We start from the raw sequence: 719 nt of genomic DNA, 5'->3' as shown, positions 1-719 counted from the left end.
GGGCTTGCGCGGACTCATCGCGCCGCCGCTGCGGCCTGCCCCAGGGCCTCGACCAGCACCGGCCCGTATTGGGTCACGTCACCGGCGCCGACGGTCAGCACGATGTCCCCGGGCCGGGAGCGGGCAACAATGTCCCTCACCGCCCGCCCCGGATCCGGTGCATAGCTGCCGGGCGCGAGCCGGCTGGTGATCAGTTCGCTGGTGACGCCCGGGATCGGATCTTCACGGGAGGCGTAGATATCGAGAACGGCCGCCGAATCGGCCAGTTGCAGGGCCCGGGCGAACTCGGCGGCGAATTCCCGGGTGCGGGAAAACAGGTGCGGCTGGAACAGGACATGCACCGCATGCCCGCCGGCCACCTCGCGGGCGGCCGTGAGTGCCGCGTGGACCTCGGTGGGGTGGTGTGCGTAGTCGTCGAACACCCGTACCCCTGCCGCCGTGCCCTTGGCCTCGAACCGTCTGGCTGCTCCGGTGAACCCGGCCAGTCCCTCGGCCGCGGTGGCCGGATCGATGCCCTGGGTGATGGCCACGGCGAGGGCGGCGGCGGCGTTGCGGATGTTGTGCTCGCCCGGCACCTGCAGCCGCAGCGTGCAGCTGCCGCCGGAGTATTCGATCCTGCTGGTGCTCCCCGAGCCGGCGAAGACGGTGTCTTCGACACGCACCTGGGCGTCGGCCGCGTAGCCGTAGCCCAGCACGCGGCCTGCGGTGCCGGACGCCGC

At 72.2% G+C, this 719-nt stretch carries 1 protein-coding gene; it reads right to left on the bottom strand.

All coding sequences use genetic code 11. The features are described from left to right. Positions 1-14 precede the first annotated feature (14 nt). On the bottom strand, positions 15-719 hold a 705-nt coding region (locus tag AC5RUJ_RS17680; RefSeq protein WP_494156436.1), incomplete at its 5' end, for a glutamate ligase domain-containing protein.

This window comes from Arthrobacter sp. Y3223164, from assembly GCF_059091005.1.
Note: the sequence above shows the minus strand (reverse complement) of the source record. Positions and strands in the feature narration are given on the sequence as shown.